The sequence below is a fragment of the Thioalkalivibrio sp. ALJ15 genome, from assembly GCF_000383695.1.
Taxonomy (GTDB): Bacteria; Pseudomonadota; Gammaproteobacteria; order Ectothiorhodospirales; family Ectothiorhodospiraceae; genus Thioalkalivibrio.
Map to the genome: position 1 here is coordinate 72195 of NZ_KB912057.1, position 20932 is coordinate 93126.

Sequence of the window (20932 nt, forward strand, 5' to 3'; positions counted from 1 at the left end):
ATGAATCGTTGGTTCAAATCCGGCACCCCGTGGATCTGGCTGAATGCCGGAGCGGTCGCTGCCTCGCTGGTGATGGTCTTCGGCCTGATCCTGATGATCGCCGTGAACGGCCTGTCCTTCTTCTGGCCCTCGGAGGTCATCGAGTTCGAATACCAGACAGAGCAGGACTCCGAACCCCGGCGCGTCATGGGTGAGCTGCAACGCTCGGAGACCATGACCGCCCAGGCCATGCGCGACGCTGGATTCACCGTGCCGGAAGGCCAGGACATCGTGGTCCGCCACCTGATCAAGCGTGGCAACCGTGACCTCGACAGCCGCGACTTCCAGTGGTACCTGGACGACTTCATGTCCGAATGGGAACGCCCGCGCGACGTGGTGGTGCTGGAGCGTCTGCAGTGGGGCGATTTCTACGGCTACATCCGCGAATACCAGGAAGACGGCGAAACGGTCGCCGAGGGTGGCGAGGCGCGAACCGCGTTCGAGGAACGCATGCCGCAGACCCGCGAGCTGGTTCAACAGATCGAGCGCATCGAGCGTATCGAGATCGGCCGGGTGAACTTCGAGCTCGAGCGCCTGCGCATCGCCCAGCGCGGCGTCGAGCGTGCCGAAGAGCTGTCGCTGGAGGAGCGCGGCCAGCGCCAGGAGGAGCTGGACGCCGAGCGCGAGGAACTCGACGCCCGCTACGCCGAACTCGAGGCCGAGCGCAACGCCCTGCGTGACGAACTGGGCCGCTTTGCGATCGTGCTGGAGACCGCCGACGGGCAGCACGCGACGATCCCGCTTTCGCGCATCGTGAACGCCTGGTGGCCGAACGACATGAGCGTGCCGGCCAAGCTACGCCACTATGTCGTCGCCTTCTGGGACTTCATGACCGGCTACCCGCGCGAGGCGAACACCGAGGGCGGCATCCTGCCGGCGATCTTCGGCACCGTGCTGATGGTCATCCTGATGTCCATCGTGGTGACCCCGTTCGGCGTGCTCGCTGCGATCTACCTGCGCGAGTACGCGAAGCAGGGCCCACTGGTGCGCACCATCCGTATCTCGGTGAACAACCTCGCCGGGGTCCCGTCGATCGTGTTCGGGGTGTTCGGGCTCGGCTTCTTCGTGTACCTGATTGGCGGCAACATCGACCAGATCTTCTTCCGCGATGCCCTGCCCTCGCCGACCTTCGGCTCGCCCGCGATCATCTGGGCCTCGCTCACACTCGCGCTACTGACGCTGCCGGTGGTGATCGTCTCCACCGAGGAAGGCCTGACCCGGATCGGCGCCAGCATCCGCCACGGCTCGCTGGCACTGGGCGCGACCAAGGCCGAGACACTGTGGCGGCTGATCGTGCCGCTGTCGGCCCCGGCGATGATGACCGGGCTGATCCTGGCCGTGGCGCGTGCCGCGGGCGAGGTGGCGCCGCTGATGCTGGTCGGCGTGGTCAAGCTGGCGCCGACCCTGCCGCTGGATGGCAACTTCCCCTATCTGCACCTGGACCGCGCGTTCATGCACCTGGGCTTCCATATCTTCGACGTCGGCTTCCAGAGCCCGAACGTCGAGGCCGGCCGCCCGCTGGTCTACGCCACCGCCCTGGTGCTGGTAATGCTGATCATCGTGCTCAACCTGACCGCGATCTCGATCCGCAACTACCTGCGCGAGAAATACCGCGCCGACAGCGATTGAGTTGCCCGATGCACAACGCCTCCCGCAAACACCGTCATTGCGAGGCCCCGAAGGGGCCGCGGCAACCTCCCGCCGCCACCCCGACGCCTGCCCGGGGTCGCGTCGGGGCCGACCCACGGAGATCGCCACGCGCCTGCGGCGCTCGCGATGACGGTGCTTTTCCGAACCGTCGCGAGGACGGGATGCGTCGAACCCTGTTTCCCATGGAGTACCCAAGATGAGTGACACCGCTACCCACGCCGTCAACGTGACGCAAGGCGACCGACCCGACCGCGGCCTGCGGCTCTCCAGTGAGGAGATCTGCCTGACCGCCGAGGACCTGAAGCTGTTCTATGGTGAGGATCAGGCCCTGAAGGGCATTGACATCCAGATCCCGAAGAACCGGATCACGGCATTCATCGGCCCGTCCGGCTGCGGCAAGTCCACGTTCCTGCGCTGTTTCAACCGCATGAACGACCTGATCGATGCCGCCCGCATCGAAGGCACGATCCGGCTCGACGGCGACGACATCTACGAGAAGGCCGTGGACGTGCCGGAGCTGCGCCGTCGCGTCGGCATGGTGTTCCAGAAGCCCAACCCGTTCCCGAAGTCCATCTACGAGAACGTGGCCTACGGCCTGCGGCTGCAGGGCGTGAAGAATCGCCGACGCCTGGACGAGGTGGTGGAAAAGTCGCTCAAGCGTGCCGCGCTGTGGGACGAGGTCAAGGATCGCCTGCACGAGAACGCCTTTGGCCTGTCCGGCGGTCAGCAGCAGCGTCTGGTGATCGCCCGCGCGATCGCGATCGACCCCGAGGTCCTGCTGCTGGACGAGCCCTGCTCCGCGCTGGACCCGCTGGCCACGCTGAAGATCGAGGAGTTGATGATCGAGCTGAAGAAGGATTACACGCTGGTCATCGTCACCCACAACATGCAGCAGGCCGCACGCGTGTCCGACTACACCGCCTTCATGTACATGGGCGAGCTGATCGAATACGCCGACACCGACACCCTGTTCACCTCGCCTGCCAAGAAGCAGACCGAGGACTACATCACCGGCCGCTTCGGTTAGGCCATTTCGGATCAGGAGTCCGGATCATGGACAAGAGCTTTTTCAAGCAGCACATCTCCCAGCAGTTCAATGCCGAGCTGGAGGACATCATCAAGAAGGTGATGACCATGGGCGGCCTGGTCGAGCAGCAGCTCGGCGATGCGGTGACCGCGATGGTCGAGGGCGACACCGCGCTGGCGGAGACCGTGATGACCTCCGACTACAAGGTCAACGCGCTCGAGGTCGAGATCGACGAGGAATGCACCCACATCCTCGCCCGTCGCCAGCCCACGGCCTCCGACCTGCGTCTGGTGATCGCGGTGATCAAGACCATCACCGACCTGGAACGCATGGGCGACGAGGCCGAGCGTGTGGGCCGCATGGGCTTGCAACTGCTGGACTCCGACCGCCGCGAGGCACCGATGGACGAGATCGCGAAGATGGGCCAGCTCGTGCGCGAGATGACGCGCGGCGTGCTCGATGCGTTCGCGCGCATGGACACCGAGCAGGCGGTGCGGGTCGCACAGCAGGACATCCAGATCGACAGCCTCTACGAGGCCATCACGCACAAGCTGATGAAACAGATGACCGCCTCCCCCGATGCCGTGCCGCGTCTGATGGACATCGTGTGGGCGACCCGATCGCTGGAGCGGATCGGCGACCGAGCGCGGAACATCTGCGAGTACGTGGTGTACTTCGTGAAGGGCAAGAACGTCCGCCACACCAGCTACGACCAGATGGCGGCCGAGGCCACGGGGGATCGCCACTAGGAAAGCGACAAACCCGGGCCGAGTAGACACCGACCCGGCAATCAGGCCCAAAATAGGGTTCAGCACACCCATGCCCTGACCCCTGGTACCCGATGCCGCGTTTCATCCCGACGTTGTTGGCCCTGACCGGCCTGACACTGCTCACAACCGTTGGTAGTCTGGCTGGTGCGGACGCCCCGAAAGAGGCCTCGCCCTCCTCGGAGGTCGAGGCACTGCTCACGCAGGACGAACTCCCCGATGGGGTGGCATTCGAGATCGTCGAGAACGACCGCGCTGCCTTGAGTGCCCTGCTGCCCGAGATTCAAGCGAACATCCGGGTGCTGCGCCAGCGCGACCCGGACCTGCCGATTGCGGTCGTCACCCACGGAGCGGAGCAGTTCACTCTCACCCGCGCCGAGGCCGTGGCGCATGGCTCGCTCCACGCCGAGATCGAGTCTTTGGTGATGGATGACGGCGTCAACGTCGTGGTCTGCGGGACCTTCGCCGGCTGGCGCGATCTCGAGCCCGATGCCTTCCCCGAGCATGTCGAGGTGGCCACGGCCGCACCGGACCGGCTGGATGACCTGGAGGCCGCAGGCTACACCGTGATCCGCCTGCGTCCGTCCCTGCTGGACGCCCCGGCGGAAGACCCCTGGGAGTTCGACTTCGGCCAGCCGTGACGTGCCACGCCCGATGCGGGCTCTGTCACCCGCCAGGGGGCTTGTGGCATCCTTTCGCGCATGCGATTTCTGATCCGATGGTTTTTCCGCGGCGTACGCCTGATCCTCACGCCGTTCATGCTGATTGGCGAGCGCCTGTCGCGCCCGCGCGGCATCGAACGCGACCCCGCCGACCAGGCCCGCGTTGACGAACAGACGCGCCACCTCGCGCTTTACCATTTCCCGGCCTGCCCGTTCTGCATCCGGGCCCGCCGTACCATGCAGCGGCTGTCGCTCGACATCGAGTTGCGCAATGCCCAGGCGGCCGGCCCTCACCGCGAGGAGCTGCAGACCGAGGGCGGCAAGCTGCAGGTGCCCTGCCTGCGCATCGAGGAACCGGACGGCCAGGTACGCTGGCTGTACGAGTCGGATGCGATCGGCGAATACCTGCGCGAGCGCTTTGACCCGAACCGCCCGGACGGTAGCTCCGGAGATGCCGCGGTGTCCGGGGACTCCCGCGCCTGACCGCGACAGGCCACCGACTCGGGGACTGTCGGCACAGCACGGTATAAGATTGGGGTTCCCGTACCCGAGGAACCCGCTGGATGGCTGCCCTGAACCGCCCTCGAAGACTGCCCCGTCTGTTCATTCTTCCGGCTGCGACCCTGCTGCTCGGCTCACTGCTTGGCGGAGCCTCTGCCCAGGCACTTGAACCCCTGTTCGATGCCCACCTGCACTACCGCGACCGGCAGATGGAACACTTCCCGCCGGAGGCCGTCGCGCGCACGCTGCAAGAAAATTCAATCCAGTCCGCGATCATCATGTCCCCGCGCTCGAAACTGATCGAAGCGCTGGAACCGGAGGTGGATGCGCGCATCGTCCCGTTTCTCGAGATCTCCCAGCGCCTGGGGCGCAAGATGGACTGGATGCACGAGGACGGCCTGCGGGAACAGGTCGAGACCATACTCGACCGAAGCCAGGTCCAGTGGCGCGGGATCGGGGAGCTGCACATACAGGCCGATGACCGATTTGCCCGCGGCTTCGAGGACCTGCTGGCACTGGCAGTCGAGCGGGATCTGTGGATCGTGATCCATGGCGACCCTGCCGTGATCGACCATGCCTACGCCGTCCAGCCCGAGGTACGCATCCTCTGGGCGCACGCCGGTTCCTATGCCTACCCGCCACTGGTTCGTGACTACCTGGAGCGGCATCCGAACATGGTCATGGATGTCTCCATGCGCAACCCGCGCATCAATCCCGGCGGCATCATCGACGCCGACTGGTTCGAGCTGTTCCTCGACTATCCGGATCGCTTCCTGATCGGCAATGACACCTTCAGCCTGGCCCGCTGGGAGCACTTTACCGCATTGAAGGACAGCACTCGGGCCTGGCTCGAACAGCTGCCAGCCAACGTCCAGCGCATGATTGCCCTGGAGAACGGCGAGCGCCTGTTTCCGCCCGCCGAGAGCCAGTAACCCGGCCACAAAAAAGCCCGGGACCGTCTCCGGTCCCGGGCTTGGCGTCAGCTGGCTCGGGGCTTATACCTTGAACTGACCCACCCGCTGCTGCTGTTCCGAGGCCAGCTTGGACAGCTCCTCGGAGGCATTGCGGATCTGTTCCGATCCGGCCGCGGTCTGATCCAGCACCTCGGTGACATTGGCCACGTTGCGGTTGATCTCCTCGGCCACCGTCGACTGCTCCTCGGCGGCACTGGCGATCTGCGTGTTCATGTCGCTGATGCGCGTGACCGACTGCGTGATCGCGGTCAGCGATTCGCCCGCGAGATTGACCTGCTCCACGCTCTGGTGCGCCTTGGAACGGCCATCTTCCATCGCCTGCACCGCCTCGCGGGTACCGCTTTGCACCCGCTCGATCATCTGCTGGATCTCGTGGGTCGAGTCCTGCGTGCGGCTGGCCAGGGTACGCACCTCGTCGGCAACCACCGCGAAACCGCGGCCCTGTTCGCCCGCACGCGCCGCCTCGATCGCCGCATTCAGCGCCAGCAGGTTGGTCTGATCGGCGATATCGCCGATCACTTCCAGGACCTTGTTGATCTCCTCGGCATCCTGCGACAAGCGGCTGACCACCTCGGCGGCGCCATCCACCTGCTGCGACAACGCGTTGATCGCAGCCACGGTACGCTGCACCACCTGCTGACCCTCGTTGGCGTCCTGGTCGGTGTTCTGTGCCGCGGCGGCGGCATCCGCTGCATTGCGGGCCACCTCCTGCACCGTTGCCGTCATCTCGTTCATGGCCGTGGCGACCTGATCGATCTCCGACTTCTGTCGCCGCACCTGCTCGTTGGTCTCCTCGCTGGTCGCAGACAGCTCGTTCGCCGCTGCGGCAACCTGATCGCCACCGGCCGCGACCGTGGATACGAGGCCACGGATCTTCTTGACGAAGTTATTGAACGCCTCCGCCAGCTCTCCGAGTTCGTTCTTGCCAGAGACCTCCAGCGAACGGGTCAGGTCGCCCTCGCCTCCCGCGATATCGTTCAGCCGGGCCACCGTGCGATTCAGGGGACGAACGATGCTTCGGGTCAGGAGCCAGGCCAAGAGGGCACCAAGCGCCACGGCAACCACGCCAACCGCAACCACCGTGCCAGTCGCGTTGCGCGCCATCGCGACATACGCGCTGCGGTCCACCATGACCTCAAGCACGCCGACCACGTCACCGGAGAAATCCGTAACGGGACGCGCGACCACGGCCATCGGGGTGCCTTCATAGGTCACGTTTCGCACCAGCTCCTCGCCCTCCATGACCTCGCGCATCTCGGCATCGCTGAAGGTGGACTCGCCACTGATCGTACCGCCAAAGCGGTTGAACGACCGACCATCACGCAGGTAGAGGGCAACCGGCGAATCCGTTTCTTGGGTGAACTCTTCAAAGAAGCTGTCACCAAACGACAGGCCGAATTCCACGGAGCCGACGTGGTCGCCGTTGTGCGCGATCGGCACCACCCCGCGGATCCCGAGACCGGCCACGCCTTCTTCCAGCCCCGAGATCGGGGTACGCCTTTCGTTGGTGTCGACCACCGTCTGGCGGAAGTCGGACAGGTCGTCGCCATAGTTGTCGGGCGAGTGAACGCGCAGGAACGAAGTCGCCGGCGGTGTATGGAACTGGTACTGATGCACGCCGTACTGCTCGCTCAGGGAGTCGAAAGTCGGAACGGTCATCTCGGCCAGACGCTCGCGATCGCCCGTCGCCATCGCCTCTTGCACGTCGGGGATTTTCGCCACGGTCTCTGCCATCGCGGTCGCGCGCGCGGCTTCCTGGTCCAGACGACCGACAAGCTGCGCGGCCAGATCGGTCAGCTCGCGCTGTTCGGCACGATCGGCCATGGTGCCCAGGCTGTTCATCACGACTACGAGTGTCAGGATCACGGCCAGCAGCACCACCGTGATAATCCCGACCATCAGCCGGACCCCGATTCGGATGTTATCGAACATGTTGAAGACTCTCCCCAATAAGGCTTTGCGGGCCAGCGGCGTCCTTGCTGCGGCAGTTCACCGTCGATAGCGGCGGCGAAGCATAAAACTTGAGGGAGATCACAGGAAGCCCGAAAGGCCGGGAGACAGGCCTACCCCTGCATCAGGATGGCCTCCGCCAGGGCGTAGACCGCAAGCGTAATCATGGCAATTGCCACCAGGGAGAGCAGTGCCCCGCCACGGATCATGTCGATCACCCGCAGCCGGTTGCTGGCGAACACGATCGCGTTGGGCGGGGTCGCGACCGGCAACATGAAGGCCACGGAGGCGGCAAAGGCCACGGGGATCGCGAGGAGCACGACAGGAATATCCATGCGCATCGCCAGCGCAGCCACCAGCGGCAGCAGCGTGGCAGCGGTGGCTGTGTTGCTGGTCACATGCGATAGCAACATGGTCACCACCACGGCCCCGGCAATGATCAGCAGCAGCGGCCATGCCTGGGCGGCGCCCAGGCCCTCGGCGGCCAGCTCCGCCAGGCCGCTCGCCTCGATGGCCGAACCCAGGCTGAGACCACCGCCGACCAGCAGCAGCACCCCCCAGGGGAGCTCGCGCGTATTGTCCCAGGCCAGCAGCCGGCGCTGGTCTGCTGCGCCCGAGGGCAGCAGGAACAGCAGCCCGGCCCCCAGGACGGCAATCCCGGCATCCGTCAGATGAATCGGCAGGAGACCTTCCAGAAAGGGGCGCGACAGCCACGCCAGCGCTACCAGCAGGAAGACGCCGGCGACCCGGTATTCGGCCCGAGACCAGACCCCGACCTCGGCGCGCTGCTGGTCCATCATCGCCTGCAACCCCTGCAGGCGTACTCGATGAACCGGGAAGACCCAGCGCGTCAGCAACCACCAGGCCAGCAGCAGCAACGCGGTGGCCAGGGGCAGGCCCAGCATCATCCACTGCACAAAACCGATCTCGATGCCATGCCGGTCGCCCAGATAGGCGGCGGTCAGCGCGTTCGGCGGAGAGCCGATGATCGTCGCCATGCCCCCGATATTGGCGGCAAAGGCGATCCCCAGCAGGAGCGCCAGTGCGGGGCGGCGCGAATCGGCGCCGAGGCCGTTACCCGCGATGTGCGTATCACGATCCATCAGCGCCAGAACGGACAGGGCGATCGGCAACATCAGCGCAGCAGTGGCTGTGTTGCTGACCCACATCGACAGCCCCGCCGTGGCCAGCATGAAGGCCCCGACCAGGCGATGCAGGCGATCCCCCGCCCGGCTGACGATCGCGAGCGCAATCCGCTGGTGGAGTCCCCAGCGCTGTACCGCCAGCGCGATCGCAAAACCGCCCATGAACAGAAAGATGATGGGATTGGCGTATGGCGCGGTGGCCGCGTCCATCGGCATCACGCCGAGCAGCGGCAAAAGGGCAATCGGCAGCAACGCCGTTACGGGTAGTGGCAAGGCCTCGGTAATCCACCAGGTCGCCATAAAAAGGGTCAACCCGAGCACCCACCATGCCTCGCGTGCAACGCCTTCTGGAGCTGGAAGAACCAGGAACGCGAGCATCAGGAGCGGGCCCAGGAAAAGCCCGATGCGCCCGCGCCAGGCGTAGGCACTGCGCGAGGGGTTCGCACCCACCGACGAGGGGGCGCCGTCCGATTGTCGATCGGCATCGTGCGCGGACATGCCGTGGCTCCTTCACACTTCCGCAAACGTTGGCTGAACGATAACCAAGCCGCATCATCGGAAATTGCATCACCCGAGCAACGTGACTATCGTTGACGGGTTTACTGGCGCGGCCACCAATGGTCGGCCAGCCGCAGTCTCGCATGTTTTCTTACAAGGAGTCTTTCATGGCCTACGAACTGCCCGATCTGCCCTATGCCAAGAACGCGCTGGAGCCGCACATCTCCGCCGAGACGCTGGAATACCATCACGACAAGCACCACGCGACTTACGTGACCAAGCTGAACGGCCTGCTGCCCGGCTCCGAGTTCGAGAATGCCTCGCTGGAGGACATCATCAAGAAGGCCCCGGCCGGCGGCATCTTCAACAACGGCGCCCAGGTCTGGAACCACACCTTCTACTTCAACTGCATGGGCCCGGACGCCGGCGGCGAGCCGTCCGGCAAGGTGGCCGACGCGATCAACAGCGCCTTTGGCTCGTTTGATGGCTTCAAGGAGAAGTTCAACGAGGCCGCGGCCGGCAATTTCGGCTCCGGCTGGACCTGGCTGGTGCAGAATAGCGACGGCTCAGTGGAGATCGTCAACACCTCCAACGCGGCCAATCCGATGCGTGATGGCAAGACCCCGCTGCTGACCTGCGATGTCTGGGAACATGCCTACTACATCGACTACCGCAATGCGCGCCCGAAGTATCTGGAGAACTTCTGGAGCGTGGTGAACTGGGATTTTGTCGCCCAGCAGATGAAATAGATCGCGATAACGCGATTGGGGGCCGCCCCAGTGCGGCACCCTGGGCAGAAGCCGGCGGCTCGCTCGCCGGCTTCTTCATTTGGGAGAGCTTTGCTAATGAGTGACGTCCTGCAGAATACCTACAGCCGGCTGCCGGTTGCCTTCGAACGGGGGGAAGGCGCCTGGCTCTGGGATACCGAGGGCAAACGCTATCTCGATGCCCTGTCCGGCATCGCGGTCTGCGGCCTTGGACACGCCCACCCGAAAGTGGCGCATGCGATCTGCGATCAGGCTCAGACGCTGGTACATACATCGAACCTGTTCCGCATCCCCTTGCAGGAACAGCTCGCGCGACGCCTGTGCGCGCTGGCACAGATGGAGCAGGCCTTTTTCTGCAACTCTGGCGCCGAGGCCAACGAAGCGGCCATCAAGCTGGCCCGGCTGCATGCCCGCCGCCGCGGCATCGCGAAGCCGAAGGTCATCGTGATGCACGGCAGCTTCCACGGGCGCACGCTCGCGACGCTGTCGGCCACCGGCAACGAAAAGATCCATGCCGGATTCGAACCCCTTGTCGAGGGCTTCGTGCACGTCCCCCATGGCGATGCCGAGGCCGTCGCGGCCCTGAGCAACGATCCGGACGTGGTCGCCATCCTGGTCGAACCCATCACCGGTGAAGGCGGCATCCACGTACCCCCGCCCGGATACCTGCGGCGCCTGCGCGAACTGGCTGACCAGCACGACTGGCTGCTGATGCTGGACGAGATCCAGGCCGGGATCGGCCGCACCGGACACTGGTTCGCCTTCCAGCATGAAGGCATCACGCCCGATGTGATATCACTCGCAAAAGGCCTGGGCAACGGCATCCCGATCGGGGCAAACCTGGTAGCCGGACGCGCATCCGGCCTGTTCACCCCCGGCACCCACGGCACCACCTTCGGTGGCAATCCCCTGGTCTGCCGGGCGGCCCTGGCCGTGCTGGACGTGATGCAGGACGAGGGCCTGTGCGAGGAAGCGGGGCGACAAGGCGAGATCCTCCGCCGCCGCCTGGCTGACCGGCTCGAGGACAAACCGGGGGTGGTCGCCGTGCGCGGACGCGGGCTGATGATCGGCATCGAGCTGGATCGCCCGGCCGGAACACTGGTTCAGGCCGCCCTCGACGCAGGGCTGATCCTCAACGTGACCGCGCAGCGGGTGATCCGGCTACTGCCACCACTGATCGTGGACGACGCCCAGGTCGACCAGATCGCCAGCACCGTGGCCGATCTGGTCGACACCCTGCTCGTATCCGAAGATTCCCGGGAGGCCCAGGCATGAAGCCCCGCCATTACCTGTCGTTCCACGACCTGTCCGCAGACGAGACACGCGCCCTGCTCGAACGTGCCGTCGAACTGAAGCGCCAGACTCACGCGGGCGAGCACCACGACGACATCCTGCGCGGCAAGACGCTGGGGATGATCTTCGAGAAGTCCTCGACCCGCACGCGTGTCTCGTTCGAGGTCGGCATGCAGCAACTGGGCGGCAACGCCCTGTTCCTGTCCCCGCGCGACACCCAGCTGGGCCGCGGCGAGCCGATCGAGGACACGGCCCGTGTGCTCTCGCGCATGGTGGACTGCGTGATGATCCGCACCTACGAACACGAGAAGATCGAACTATTCGCCCAGCACTCCTCGGTCCCCGTGATCAATGGCCTGACCGACCGGGAGCACCCCGCCCAGCTGCTGGCCGACCTGCAGACCTATCTCGAACACCGGGGCGATATCCGGGGCAAGCGCGTGGCCTGGATTGGCGATGGCAACAACATGTGCCACAGCTACATGTATGCCGCGCACCTGCTGGACTTCCAGCTGGTGGCGGCCTGCCCCGAGGGCTACGACCCGGAAGAGGACGTCGTGGATGCCACACGCGACCATTTCGAACTGACCCGTGATGCGCGCGCGGCGGCCGAGGGTGCCGACCTCGTCGTCACCGACGTCTGGGCCAGCATGGGACAGGAGCAGGAAAAGAGCGCCCGCCGCCGGGCCTTTGCCGGGTTCTTCGTGGACGCCGACCTGATGCGTCTGGCCAACGACGACGCCCTGTTCATGCACTGCCTGCCCGCGCACCGCGAGGAAGAGGTCTCCACCGAGGTCCTCGAAGGCCCGCAAAGCGTGGTCTGGGACGAGGCGGAAAACCGGCTGCACGCGCAGAAGGCCCTGATGGAATTCCTGCTGACCCGCGGCAGTTGACCCCGAACAGGCCCAGTCACGAAACTGACATAATGCACACCTACACTCGGGGCCCCACCCTTGCCCCGAGTCGTGCATGCCGGATGCCGACGTGACCGATACCGAGCTCTTCCTCAACCGCGAGCTGTCACTGCTGGAATTCAACCGGCGCGTGCTGGAACTGGCACGCGACCCGGGCTTTCCCCTGTTGGAGCGGCTGCGCTACCTGAGCATCTCGTCCACTAACCTCGACGAGTTCTTCGAGGTCCGAGTGGGCTCGCTGCGCCAGCAGATCGACCTGAACGTCCAGGCGCCAGGACCGGATGGCCTGTCCGCGGCGGAACAGCTGCGCCAGATCGCGCCCCGGGCCCACGCCCTGGTCGACAATCAGTATCGCGCGCTCAACGACGAACTGATCCCGGCGCTGGCCGAGGAAGGCATTCATTTCGTGCGGCGCTCGCACTGGAGCGAGCAGCAGAAGGCCTGGGTACGCCAGTTTTTTCACGAGCAGCTGCAGCCCGTCCTCAGCCCGATCGGGCTCGACCCCGCGCACCCGTTTCCGCGCATCCTGAACAAGAGCCTGAACTTCATCGTCACACTCAAGGGCAAGGACGCATTCGGGCGGGAATCCGGGCGCGCGGTGGTCCAGGCACCACGGTCGCTCCCGCGCCTGGTGAAGCTCCCCCGCGAGGTGGCCAGCGGCGATTCCGATTTCGTGCTGTTGTCGTCCATCCTGCACGCCCACGTCGACGAGCTGTTCAAGGGCATGAAGGTCACCGGCTGCTACCAGTTCCGGCTGACCCGCAACTCTGATTTGTTCGTTCAGGAAGAGGAGATCGACGACCTGCTGAACGCGCTGGAAGGCGAACTACCCCAGCGCAACTACGGCGCGGGCGTTCGCCTGGAGGTCGCGGACAACTGCCCGGAAGAAGTCGCGCAGTTCCTGCTGCAGGAATTTCATCTGGAGGCGGACGACCTCTACCAGGTCACCGGTCTGGTCAACCTGAACCGGATGATGGCCGTGTACGACCTGGTCGACCGACCCGACCTCAAGTTTCCCCCGTTCATCCCCGCCCTGCCGCGCACGGATGCCAGCGGTGAAAGCATCTTCGCGGCCATCCGCCAGCAGGACCTGCTGCTGCACCACCCCTACCAGTCGTTCATGCCGGTGGTGGATTTCCTGCGCCAGGCCGCCAGCGACCCGCGCGTCCTGGCGATCAAGCAGACGCTTTATCGCACGGGCACCCAGTCGCCACTGGTGGAAACGCTGATCGAGGCCGCGCAATCGGGCAAGGAAGTGACCGTGGTCATCGAGCTGCGCGCCCGCTTCGACGAGGCCGACAACATCGAGCTGGCCAACCGCATGCAGGATGCGGGCGTGCATGTGACCTATGGCGTGGTCGGCTACAAGACCCACGCAAAGCTCGCCCTGGTGGTGCGCCGTAACGGCGACAAGCTCGTGCGCTACGCCCACCTGGGCACGGGCAACTACCACTCGGGCACCGCCAAGGCCTATACCGATTACGGCCTGCTGACGGCCGATCCAGTAGTCACCGAGGACGTCCATCGCGTGTTTCAGCAGCTCACGGGCCTTGGCAAGGTGGAACGCCTGCGCGAGCTGATCCAGGCGCCTTTCCGTCTGCACGATGCGATGTGCGAGAAGATCGAACGCGAGGCCGAGAACGCCCGCGAAGGCCGGCCTGCGCGGATCGTCGCACGCATGAACTCGCTGAACGAGACCGGCATCATCCAGGCGCTTTATCGCGCATCGCAGGCGGGCGTGAAGATTCAGCTGATCGTGCGCGGCATCTGCAGCCTGCGCCCGGGCGTGCCGGGCATCTCCGAGAACATCGAAGTGCGCTCGGTGCTCGGCCGGTTTCTCGAGCACTCGCGGGTGTTCTATTTCGAGAACGGGGGCGAGCCCGAGCTGTATCTGTCCAGCGCCGACTGGATGCCCCGCAATTTCTTCCGACGGGTGGAGGTCGCCTTTCCGATCCGCGATACCGCCATGCGCGACCGTGTCGCGGAGGAGTGTCTGTTCAACTACCTGCGGGATACCGCCAGCGCATGGGCCCTGCAGGTCGACGGGAGTTATCAGCGGGTCCAACCGGTTGCCGACGAGCCGCCCCATTCGGCACAGCAACAGTTGCTCAAGACGCTCGCTAGCTGAAGACCAGCTCCAGGTCGTGGCGCGCCCACTGCCCGGCCTCCTCCTCCAGATCCGCCCGCGTCAGCGGATGCGCATCCAGCCAGCCAGCGGCAAAACCCAGCACCAGCCCGCGCTCGCGCGCCTCGATCCGCTCCAGCGGAGGGGGCTCCGGCGCACGCGAGCGATGCAGCAGCACCGCCAGTCGCAGCAGACTGGCCAGACGCAGTAACGGTTCGACCCGCGCCTGACGGACGTCATTAAGCAGCTTCGGCTTGAACGCGCGGCGGTGCATGCGCACCAGCAGCGCCAGCTCGTGCTGCTCGGGCTGCGAGAAGCCCGGCAGATCGGCCCAGTTGAGGATATATTCGCCGTGCTTGTGGTACTTGCTGTGCGCGAGCGCCAGTCCCACCTCGTGCAGCTCAGCCGCCCAGTCCAGGCGCTCGCCGTCGTTCTCGTCCAGCCCCCAGCGGGCCCGAACCGCCCCCAGCAGGCGCGCGGCCATGGCCTGTACCCGCGCGGCCTGGGCCTCGTCGACGGCAAAACGGCGGCGCAGGTTTTCAATCGTCAGGCCACGGACATCCTCGTGCCGAAAGCGTCCCAGCAGATCGTGGATCACTCCCTCGCGCAACGCGCCATCGGAAGGATGCAGCCGCTCGATCCCCAGCGCCTCGAACGCCCCGATCAGCACCGCCAGCCCGCCCGCAATCACCGGCACCCGGTCCTCGGCCAGCCCTGGCAGCTCCAGCTTGTCCAGACGCCCAACCTCGATCATGCGTTGGCGCAGGGTGCGCAACGCGTCAAGTGTCATGCCCGGTGCCTCGTCGATGCCGGTCTCGCGCACAATACGGTCCAGTGCCAGGATCGTGCCGGAGGCCCCCAGCGCCTGGTCCCACCCGGCCTCGCGATAGATGGAGGCGATCGGCTGCAGCTCCTGGCCGGCATGCAGCTCTGCGGCGGCAAACGCCCGGGGTGTCAGGCGGCCATCGGAGAAGTGCCTCTGGGTGAAGGTCACACAGCCCATCTCCAGGCTCTCGGCGAGGATGGGCCGGAAGCGCTCGCCAATGATGAATTCGGTGCTGCCACCGCCGATGTCCATCACCAGCCGCCGCCCCTCGTCATCCGCGAGCGTGTGGGCCACGCCCAGATAGATCAGCCGGGCCTCCTCGCGCCCGGCAATAATCTCCACTGGATGCCCGAGGGCCCGCTCCGCAGCGGCCAGAAAACGGTGACTGTCGGCCATCTGGCGCAGGGTATTGGTGCCCACGACGCGCACACTGCCCTGGCGTAGCTGGCGCAGGCGCTGGCCGAATCGCTCGAGGCAGTCCAGTGCGCGGCGTTCGACGGTTGCATCCAAGCGACCGCGGGCATCCAGACCACTGGCCAGTCGCACCGTTTCCTTCAGCCGGTCCATCTTCAGGACCTCACCGTCATGACGCCGGGCCACGATCATGTGAAAGCTGTTGGAACCCAGATCGACCGCCGCGACAGTCTCGCCCTGTCCGTCCATCGCCATCTACCCGTATTCTCCCGAGAGACCCTCCAGCACCCGGCGGGGCAACAGCCAGAGCAATTGCATGGGACCGGGCAGACCGCCTCCCAGGGCGCAGACCGAACCCTTGCCCATGTGTACCCCGGAAGCCCCCGCCGGGCAGCCCATCAGGCGCCCGGCCAGCGAAGAGAGGTCCGGCTCATGGCCGACCACCACCAGACTGCCGTCGGCCGGCAGGCGCGCCGCCAGGGCCTCCAGTTCCACGCCGGCCACCTGTCCGGGTGCCAGCCATTTCTTCTGGCGCACCGGGACGCCCAGTCCTTCGGCGATGGGTGACGCCGTTTGACGCGCACGCAGGTAAGGGCTGGTTAGCAGTTCCACATGCCCGGAAAGCAAACCGGTCAGCGAGGCGGCCATGCGCCGAGCGCTCACCTGGCCGGCCTCGCTCAACGGCCGATCCCGATCGGCACCTTCCCACTCCCCTGCGTTGCCCGCCTGGGCGTGGCGGACCAGCACGAGACGCGGGCTCCGGCTCATGCCTGTGCGCCTCCCGGGGCCAGCAGGAACAGGCTGTAGGCCTCATCCGGCGCCGACCACTCCGCCACCTGTGCCAGTCCGGCGCCGGACAGCAGTTGCTGCACCATCGGGCGCGTAAACTTGCGCGAGATCTCGGTGCGAATGGCCTCGCCATCGGCGAACTGCAGGGTGGTCGCGGGTTCGGAGACCTGGACGGTCTGATCACCCTGGGCGACCAGGTGCATCTCGATACGTGAATGCGCCTCGACGAACGGGGCGCGATGGCGGAAACCATCGGGATCAAAATCGGCTCCCAACTCGCGATTGAGGACGGACAGCAGGTTCAGATTGAACGCTGCCGTCACACCGGCCGCGTCGTTGTAGGCCGCCTCCAGCACGGGAATAGCCTTGACCCGGTCCAGCCCGAGCAGGAGCCGATCCTCCGCGCCCATGGCGGCGCGAATCTGCGACAGCAGTGCGATCGCCTCCGCGTCCTCGAAGTTCCCCAGGCTGCCGCCGAGAAAGGTGAACAGGCGCGGGGCTATTGGGACAGGTGTCAGCGTCGGCAGAGCCGAAAGCGCGGCGAGATAGTCACCACACAGGGCCTCGATCACGAGCGTCGGGAATCGTCCCAGCAGTCGCTCGGCCGCCTCGTCGAGGATCTCTCCACAGACATCATTGGCGACGTAATACGGATCGTCGACGCGCTCGTTCAACGCAGCGATCAGGTACTCGGTCTTGCGCGAGGTCCCACTGCCGAGCTCGATCAACGTATGGGCACCCGAGGTCTCGACGATCTCGGTCGCTCGGGACTCCAGCAGGGCCGATTCAAGTCGAGTGGGGTAATACTCGGGCGTGTCGCAAATGGCATCGAAAAGCTGCGAGCCACGGGCATCGTAGAAGTACTTTGGCGGCAGCCAGCGCGGCGCCTCCAGCATGCCCTTGCAAAAGTCCGCTACCAACTCCGCATGGGGATCGCGCACCTGCACCACATGACGGGTATAGCGCTCCGGGAGCGACATGGCAGGACTCTCGGGATTCATGGGCACATCCGTGCTTCGGGGTTCCCGGCACGCTACCATGAAACTCCCGACCTCCCAACCGCGAGTCCGCGCCAATGTGTCGCCATCTTGCCTATCTCGGCCCGCCACTGGCACTCAGGCGGATACTGCTGGACCCACCGCACAATCTGATCGAGCAGGCGATTGCCCCGCAGGAGCTGGTTTACGCCCGCGTCAATGCGGATGGGTTCGGCTTTGGCTGGTTCAGCGAGGACGGCACCGCGCGCTGCTATCGGCGTGCCGACCCCCTGTGGCAGGACCCGAACCTGCAAGCACTCGCCGAAACACTGGAAGAACCGCTGTGGATCTCCGCCATCCGCAGCGCGACCCCCGGGTTCGGGGGCGACACCGTCAATGCCCAGCCGTTCGCCATCGACGGGCTGCTCTACAGCCACAATGGACTCATTGGCGGCTTCCGGCCGCAGATCCGCCGCCAGATCGAGAACCTGCTGACGCCCGAGATCGAGGCGGGCATCCAGGGCACCACGGATTCTGAATACCTGTTTGCCCTGGTCCGCCAGTTCCTGGCGGATGACGAGAACGCCACACTGGAAGGCGCCCTGGGCGAGGCCTTTTCAACACTGGAAACCTGGCTCGGCGACGAAATGGCCCTGCTCAACGTCCTCCTGTCCGACGGGCGCCGTCTGGTCGCCAGCCGCCATGCGATCAACAGCCCCTGCCCCAGCCTGTACTACACGTCCGACGATGACGACTTCCCCGAGGACTCGGTGATCGTCGCCTCCGAGCCGCTGACGGACCGCGAGCGCTGGCGCCCCGTCCCTTCAGGGCACATCCTGATCCTGGATCCTGACGAGCCACCGGAACTCCTTGCGCTCTAGCCTTTCCACTCGGATATGAGCACCCCAGCATTCGACCCTCCAGCAAGCCTCGTCTCTTCTTCGTCCTTGCTGGACGACCTGGCCCGTCAGCACGAGCGCTTGAACACTGCACTGGAAAGCACACCCGCCGAAATCTGGCGTAACCAGTATCACCCGGACCTTAGCCCCATCGGCTGGCACTACGCCCACTGCCACTTCATCGAGGCCGTCTGGCTGCGCGAACGTATTCTCGGGCACCCACCACCCCGCACGCGGGACTGGCATGACCTCTATTTCCCGGAACTCAGCCCCAAATGGCGCCGGGGTGGACGCCTCCCCGCGCTCGATCGACTCACTCGATGGGGACGCGAGCTCCAGTTCCGGCATCGCGATTGGCTTGCGCGTAACGCCGAGATCCTCGACCACCCGCTGATGGCTGACGAGTACCTGACGGGGTTCCTTGCCCAGCACCACGCGATGCACCTGGAGACCCTGGCTCAGGTGCGCTGGTTTGCCCGCCTTCAGGGGCCTGAGCCCGGCTACTCGGAACCCCGCCTGCAGGCGCCCGAGATCACCTCGCAATCCTGGCGCGAATGGGATGCCGTGCACACCACCGTAGGCAGCGACGACGTACTGGTCTTCGACAATGAAAAGGGCGTTCACGGGAAGGAACTCGCGCCCTTTGCCATCCGGCGCGACCCTGTCACCAACGGGGAATGGCAGGCCTTCATGCAGGAGGCCGGCTATCACCGCCCCGAACTATGGAGCCGCGAGGGGTGGAACTGGCGCAACGCCCACGACATCCGGGCCCCACTCGGGTGGCGCGGGTCCGGGACCGACATTGGCCTGCAGGTTCTGCCGGAGGGAACGGTACAGCGCAACGCCGATGCCCCGGTGGTGGGCGTATCCCGCTTCGAGGCCGAGGCCTTCGCCCGCTGGGCCGGCGCCCGGCTGCCCCACGAACACGAATGGGAACATGCTCAGCGCGAGGGATCGCTGCGAGGCACCGGCCGAGTATGGGAGTGGTGCGGAAATCCGTTCGCACCGTATCCCGGATTCCGCCCGTTCCCCTACAACGAATACTCGGCCCCGTGGTTTGACGGCCAGCATTACGTCCTGCGCGGCGGCAGCGACTGGAGCGATCCGCTGCTGAAACGCCCGAGCATGCGCAATTTCTTCACCCCGGAGAAACGCCATGTCTTTGCCGGCGTGCGCGTCGCACGTACGATGGAACCCTGACCCCACCGGATAACATCCCATGAGCCGCACCCTATCCCTGCGTCCCCTTGTTGCATGCCTCTGGCTTAACGCCCTGCTGCTGATCCCGGCCCTGGCCAGCGCCGATGGAAACACCACACTGATGCTCTCCGGCCATGCCGAGCAGCAGGTGGAGAATGACCGCATGACGGTCCAGATGCAGGCCCAGGCCCGTGCCCCGGACGCACGGGACGCCGCGGCCACGGTGAATCGCCGTATGGAACAGGCCCTGGCTCGCGCGGAAGACTACGACGCGGTCGAGGCGTCGACCCGCAGCTACACGACACAGGCCATCCACGACCGCGACAAACCTGGCCAGATCACAGCCTGGCAGGTCCAGCAGACCCTGGAACTCGTCAGTAGCGACTTCGAGACCCTGACCGAGCTGGTCGGGGCCCTCCAGGAAGACGAACTCACCGTGGGCCAGATCCGCTTCTCGCTCAGCCGCGAGACACAGCAGGAGCACCGCAAGGCCTTGCTGGAGGCCGCCATGCACGACTGGAAGGAACAGGCCCGCGCGATGGCACGTTCCCTGGGGGCTACCCATCTGCGCCCCGTGGAAGTCGAGCTCGTCGACAGCGGCTATGACCGCCCGCAGCCGATGATGGCGATGCGCGCGATGGACGAAGCCGCCAGCCAGCCTGCACTGGAGGCCGGGACGTCCACGGTTTCCGTCACCGTGCGCGCCAAAGTCGAAGCGCTGGGGGGCGAGACGCTGCGCGTCGACCCGTAGTCAATCTACAGGAGCTGGCTAGCGTGCGAGATGCAGGGCCAGCTCCCCTTCGCGCACATCGATGCTCTCGATCCCCGCGCGCAGGTGCTGGAAGGGCTCCAGCGCCAGCAGGTCCTCGTCTTTCAGGCCGCCCAGCCACGCATCCGGCAGGGGGATGCCGGCGACGGACACACCGACGAGCCGAGCTCGCAGTTCCTCGCCTTCGGTCTCGAAGCGCACACCGGAGCGCACGTTCAGCACACGCCCGCCCATCAGCGGCACATCCGCCGGCACGTCGATGCGCACGCGCGTGCTCACCTGCCCCGGCGTCAGGCGGACCGCCACCCGGCCGGCCAGGTCCGGATCGCGCGCGATCAGGGCATTCAGCTCGCGTTCGCTGAACTGGACGATCCGCGCCTCGTCGGTCTCTTCGTAGAGTTCGGGGATCAGCGGCTCCGCTTCCGCCTCGAGGTCGATGATCGGCTCACTGGGGGCCTGATCGGGGCGCGGTGCATCGGGTGCAGAGATCGCCTGCAGCTTGGCCTCGAGCTCCACCTGCTCCTGCTCGCTCAAGATCACGGGCTTCGGCTCGCCCGACTGCAGCATCACCACACCCCAGAAGCCCGCCCAAATGACCGCCAGCACCAGCAGGACGATCAGGTAGCGCGGGGGACGCCCGGTGGAGCGGTACTGGATCGGGGCGGAGGGTTCCTGGGATTTGGCCATTGCTAGGTCCCGTCCTTGCTGGACGCATCATGGGGATCGCAATATGGTCGCACAGACAC

At 65.7% G+C, this 20932-nt stretch carries 19 protein-coding genes; 13 read left to right on the forward strand and 6 right to left on the reverse strand.

Annotated elements, in window-relative coordinates:
• The 6 genes from pstA (at position 1) to G015_RS0103990 (ending at position 5578) form a co-directional block, all read left to right on the forward strand.
• Complete coding sequence (gene pstA / locus G015_RS0103965; RefSeq protein WP_020146192.1) at positions 1 to 1668, forward strand: phosphate ABC transporter permease PstA; 1668 nt, start codon at positions 1 to 3, stop codon at positions 1666 to 1668.
• A 217-nt stretch (positions 1669 to 1885) separates the two neighbouring features.
• On the forward strand, positions 1886 to 2716 hold the full coding sequence (pstB, locus tag G015_RS0103970) for a phosphate ABC transporter ATP-binding protein PstB (protein WP_018139120.1): 831 nt from the start codon (positions 1886 to 1888) through the stop codon (positions 2714 to 2716).
• Positions 2717 to 2742: 26 nt separating this feature from the next.
• Positions 2743 to 3465, forward strand: coding sequence for a phosphate signaling complex protein PhoU (gene phoU / locus G015_RS0103975; protein ID WP_012982363.1), 723 nt, complete (start codon positions 2743 to 2745; stop codon positions 3463 to 3465).
• Positions 3466 to 3557: 92 nt separating this feature from the next.
• Entirely contained in the window at positions 3558 to 4124 is a 567-nt protein-coding gene (locus G015_RS0103980; RefSeq protein WP_018995262.1) for a DsrE family protein, read from the forward strand.
• A 60-nt stretch (positions 4125 to 4184) separates the two neighbouring features.
• Complete coding sequence (locus tag G015_RS0103985) at positions 4185 to 4628, forward strand: glutathione S-transferase N-terminal domain-containing protein (protein ID WP_018139122.1); 444 nt, start codon at positions 4185 to 4187, stop codon at positions 4626 to 4628.
• A gap of 80 nt (positions 4629 to 4708) precedes the next feature.
• Complete coding sequence (locus tag G015_RS0103990) at positions 4709 to 5578, forward strand: amidohydrolase family protein (protein ID WP_018139123.1); 870 nt, start codon at positions 4709 to 4711, stop codon at positions 5576 to 5578.
• Positions 5579 to 5641: 63 nt separating this feature from the next.
• Here the strand turns inward: G015_RS0103990 and G015_RS0103995 are convergent, their stop codons facing one another.
• Together G015_RS0103995 and G015_RS0104000 are read right to left on the reverse strand one after the other, a co-directional pair.
• Positions 5642 to 7552 (reverse strand): methyl-accepting chemotaxis protein, encoded by a 1911-nt coding sequence (locus tag G015_RS0103995; RefSeq protein WP_020146193.1) that lies wholly within the window; start codon positions 7550 to 7552, stop codon positions 5642 to 5644.
• A 131-nt stretch (positions 7553 to 7683) separates the two neighbouring features.
• Positions 7684 to 9213: a DASS family sodium-coupled anion symporter gene (locus G015_RS0104000; protein ID WP_020146194.1), complete on the reverse strand. Its 1530-nt coding sequence runs from the start codon at positions 9211 to 9213 to the stop codon at positions 7684 to 7686.
• 167 nt (positions 9214 to 9380) lie between these two features.
• Between G015_RS0104000 and G015_RS0104005 the strand changes: the two genes are divergently transcribed.
• The 4 genes from G015_RS0104005 (at position 9381) to ppk1 (ending at position 14315) form a co-directional block, all read left to right on the forward strand.
• A complete protein-coding gene (locus G015_RS0104005) occupies positions 9381 to 9962 on the forward strand; it encodes a superoxide dismutase (protein WP_020146195.1) in 582 nt (193 codons plus the stop codon).
• A gap of 96 nt (positions 9963 to 10058) precedes the next feature.
• A complete protein-coding gene (locus tag G015_RS0104010) occupies positions 10059 to 11255 on the forward strand; it encodes an acetylornithine transaminase (RefSeq protein ID WP_018139127.1) in 1197 nt (398 codons plus the stop codon).
• The gene (argF, locus tag G015_RS0104015; protein ID WP_018139128.1) at positions 11252 to 12166 is read left to right on the forward strand and encodes an ornithine carbamoyltransferase; all 915 of its coding nucleotides are present in this window, start codon (positions 11252 to 11254) and stop codon (positions 12164 to 12166) included. The genes G015_RS0104010 and argF overlap by 4 nt, the downstream gene beginning before the upstream one ends.
• A gap of 76 nt (positions 12167 to 12242) precedes the next feature.
• Positions 12243 to 14315, forward strand: a complete 2073-nt coding sequence (gene ppk1 / locus G015_RS0104020; protein WP_020146196.1) for a polyphosphate kinase 1 — start codon at positions 12243 to 12245, stop codon at positions 14313 to 14315.
• On the opposite strand, the gene G015_RS0104025 is transcribed toward ppk1, so the two are convergent.
• Genes G015_RS0104025 through egtD form a run of 3 tightly spaced genes read right to left on the reverse strand, consistent with a single transcriptional unit; the run spans position 14308 to position 17342 of the window.
• Entirely contained in the window at positions 14308 to 15807 is a 1500-nt protein-coding gene (locus tag G015_RS0104025) for an exopolyphosphatase (protein ID WP_018139130.1), read from the reverse strand. The two genes, ppk1 and G015_RS0104025, sit on opposite strands and share 8 nt — an antisense overlap.
• Entirely contained in the window at positions 15808 to 16299 is a 492-nt protein-coding gene (locus G015_RS0104030; protein ID WP_018174481.1) for a histidine phosphatase family protein, read from the reverse strand.
• A gap of 17 nt (positions 16300 to 16316) precedes the next feature.
• Positions 16317 to 17342, reverse strand: coding sequence for an L-histidine N(alpha)-methyltransferase (gene egtD / locus G015_RS0104035; RefSeq protein ID WP_026182218.1), 1026 nt, complete (start codon positions 17340 to 17342; stop codon positions 16317 to 16319).
• Between the two features lie 74 nt (positions 17343 to 17416).
• Between egtD and egtC the strand changes: the two genes are divergently transcribed.
• The 3 genes from egtC to G015_RS0104050 all read left to right on the forward strand — a co-directional run bounded on the left by egtC (position 17417) and on the right by G015_RS0104050 (position 20168).
• The gene (egtC, locus tag G015_RS0104040) at positions 17417 to 18199 is read left to right on the forward strand and encodes an ergothioneine biosynthesis protein EgtC (RefSeq protein ID WP_018139133.1); all 783 of its coding nucleotides are present in this window, start codon (positions 17417 to 17419) and stop codon (positions 18197 to 18199) included.
• 66 nt (positions 18200 to 18265) lie between these two features.
• Entirely contained in the window at positions 18266 to 19417 is a 1152-nt protein-coding gene (locus tag G015_RS0104045) for an SUMF1/EgtB/PvdO family nonheme iron enzyme (protein ID WP_020146197.1), read from the forward strand.
• Between the two features lie 19 nt (positions 19418 to 19436).
• Complete coding sequence (locus tag G015_RS0104050; protein WP_020146198.1) at positions 19437 to 20168, forward strand: SIMPL domain-containing protein; 732 nt, start codon at positions 19437 to 19439, stop codon at positions 20166 to 20168.
• A gap of 18 nt (positions 20169 to 20186) precedes the next feature.
• Here G015_RS0104050 and G015_RS0104055 read toward each other — a convergent pair whose 3' ends face one another.
• Positions 20187 to 20873, reverse strand: a complete 687-nt coding sequence (locus G015_RS0104055; RefSeq protein WP_020146199.1) for a hypothetical protein — start codon at positions 20871 to 20873, stop codon at positions 20187 to 20189.
• Between the last annotated feature and the right edge of the window lie 59 nt (positions 20874 to 20932).

Coding starts and splice junctions, on each gene's coding strand:
- pstA (WP_020146192.1), top strand. CDS start 1: ATGAATCGTTGGTTCAAATCCGGCACCCCGTGGATCTGGCTGAATGCC.
- pstB (WP_018139120.1), top strand. CDS start 1,886: ATGAGTGACACCGCTACCCACGCCGTCAACGTGACGCAAGGCGACCGA.
- phoU (WP_012982363.1), top strand. CDS start 2,743: ATGGACAAGAGCTTTTTCAAGCAGCACATCTCCCAGCAGTTCAATGCC.
- G015_RS0103980 (WP_018995262.1), top strand. CDS start 3,558: ATGCCGCGTTTCATCCCGACGTTGTTGGCCCTGACCGGCCTGACACTG.
- G015_RS0103985 (WP_018139122.1), top strand. CDS start 4,185: ATGCGATTTCTGATCCGATGGTTTTTCCGCGGCGTACGCCTGATCCTC.
- G015_RS0103990 (WP_018139123.1), top strand. CDS start 4,709: ATGGCTGCCCTGAACCGCCCTCGAAGACTGCCCCGTCTGTTCATTCTT.
- G015_RS0103995 (WP_020146193.1), bottom strand. CDS start 7,552: ATGTTCGATAACATCCGAATCGGGGTCCGGCTGATGGTCGGGATTATC.
- G015_RS0104000 (WP_020146194.1), bottom strand. CDS start 9,213: ATGTCCGCGCACGATGCCGATCGACAATCGGACGGCGCCCCCTCGTCG.
- G015_RS0104005 (WP_020146195.1), top strand. CDS start 9,381: ATGGCCTACGAACTGCCCGATCTGCCCTATGCCAAGAACGCGCTGGAG.
- G015_RS0104010 (WP_018139127.1), top strand. CDS start 10,059: ATGAGTGACGTCCTGCAGAATACCTACAGCCGGCTGCCGGTTGCCTTC.
- argF (WP_018139128.1), top strand. CDS start 11,252: ATGAAGCCCCGCCATTACCTGTCGTTCCACGACCTGTCCGCAGACGAG.
- ppk1 (WP_020146196.1), top strand. CDS start 12,243: ATGCCGGATGCCGACGTGACCGATACCGAGCTCTTCCTCAACCGCGAG.
- G015_RS0104025 (WP_018139130.1), bottom strand. CDS start 15,807: ATGGCGATGGACGGACAGGGCGAGACTGTCGCGGCGGTCGATCTGGGT.
- egtD (WP_026182218.1), bottom strand. CDS start 17,342: ATGAATCCCGAGAGTCCTGCCATGTCGCTCCCGGAGCGCTATACCCGT.
- egtC (WP_018139133.1), top strand. CDS start 17,417: ATGTGTCGCCATCTTGCCTATCTCGGCCCGCCACTGGCACTCAGGCGG.
- G015_RS0104050 (WP_020146198.1), top strand. CDS start 19,437: ATGAGCCGCACCCTATCCCTGCGTCCCCTTGTTGCATGCCTCTGGCTT.
- G015_RS0104055 (WP_020146199.1), bottom strand. CDS start 20,873: ATGGCCAAATCCCAGGAACCCTCCGCCCCGATCCAGTACCGCTCCACC.